The 1522-nt window shown below is 31.5% G+C and carries 1 protein-coding gene; it reads left to right on the top strand.

Annotated elements, in window-relative coordinates:
- Window positions 1-250 precede the first annotated feature (250 nt).
- Window positions 251-1222 (top strand): helix-turn-helix domain-containing protein, encoded by a 972-nt coding sequence (locus ACFX4W_RS01805; protein WP_043978776.1) that lies wholly within the window; start codon window positions 251-253, stop codon window positions 1220-1222.
- The last annotated feature ends 300 nt before the right edge of the window (window positions 1223-1522 follow it).

The following is a 1522-nucleotide window of genomic DNA, read 5'->3' as shown; positions in this document are numbered from 1 at the left end:
GTTACTTATTAATTGTAACGTATTTAAAAGCAAAAGTGTAAACTTACTTTCTGCAAATATAGTTTAAATCTTATATAATTTGTAGAAAAATCTCCTATTTGTCATCAGTTGAAGTAAATGGTAAAACATAATATTATATAAGTTAGTTTCACTATTTACATATAAGTTAAAAAAACTTTCAACTTATAACTATACATAAATATGATATAATTAAGTATTGAATATAAGAAAAAGAATAGGAGTGTATGTTATGATTGATAATACTGTTAAAATTATTACGATTGAAGATGTGATGGAGATGTTAACTATTTCATCAAAGAAAACCATTTATACATATATTCAACAAGGAAAATTAAACCCTATTAATAAAGATGACTGGCATATCGAAGGACGTTATGAATTTGATATCGAGGATGTTGTTCGTTTACAAGAAGAGTTAAAAAAGCCAGGACTTACGACAAAAGAAGTCGCGCATCAACTGGATATCTCGGTCACAACGGTGAATAAGTATATTAAGCAAGAACTGTTACCTGCGTTTCAAGAAGAATACCGGGGCATTAATTGTTATTTTGTGAATGAAGAAGATCTAGAAGCGTTTAAGCTCACGCATGAAGTAGGGCGCAAACCGAGTAAGCGTCATTTTTATCATGCCGAACAAAATATTGCGCTATTTCAGCTTTTTGTGAAGAAAAATGAAGAAAAAGAGCAGTTTGCCCGTATCATCTCTGTAGAAGATCCAATTATGGCTGTTACAGAACAACATGAAGAGATAACATTAGAGGAGTTACTTCACCGAGGCTTTGAAGCAGCCTACGAGATTGAATCAAAAAAAACTGTTACCAAAGAAGGCTATGCCACATTTGCCTTTAAGCAAACAGCCTATGCGAAATCACAGCTTTATAAGCTCATGGATTTGTTCTATCAGTACCTAAGCCCGACCAACATGAGAATTACGCCACAAGAAGAGAAAGAGCAATTTATCGTTGAAATCAAACCTGTATTATTGACGGAATCAGCACAAGAAATCGTTGAGTTATTAGAGTCGGTTCTTGTCTCAGGGAAGATTAATAAACGCAGCCGTGGGATTTATATTGATAGCGATCTGGAAGTTGTACGCGTAAAGATATCAAGTGATTTAAAGCAAGAATTGCAGCAAAAAGCCAAGGAATTAGGCAAAAAGAATGTAGAAGAATTGCTATTGTACGCTGTACAAAAATTATAGGATAGACTGAAATCTAAAGACAACAAACTCACCAGTTTGTTGTCTTTATCTATTATAATGAATGATCTATTTGTCATCAGTTACAGTAAATAGTGAAACTAATTATTTTTACGAAATACTTTACTATTTACTTAACGTAATGGATTTTATCGGTATGAAATAGAAAAGATACCTTTTAGTTTTAATATTAAGTAACCGTTTTCATTTTCTGCTTTCTCAAAATGATTTGATAGGTTATAATAAATATCTACAAAAATATTAAATGATATGTAAGTAACAAGCAATTACACCCTTAATATT

It is taken from the genome of Priestia sp. YIM B13489, from assembly GCF_042787645.1.
In the GTDB taxonomy this organism is placed as follows: domain Bacteria; phylum Bacillota; class Bacilli; order Bacillales; family Bacillaceae_H; genus Priestia; species Priestia megaterium.
Note: the sequence above shows the minus strand (reverse complement) of the source record. Positions and strands in the feature narration are given on the sequence as shown.

Bases quoted from the DNA above. Each gene is read 5' to 3' on its own strand.
- ACFX4W_RS01805 (WP_043978776.1), top strand. From the start codon at position 251: ATGATTGATAATACTGTTAAAATTATTACGATTGAAGATGTGATGGAG.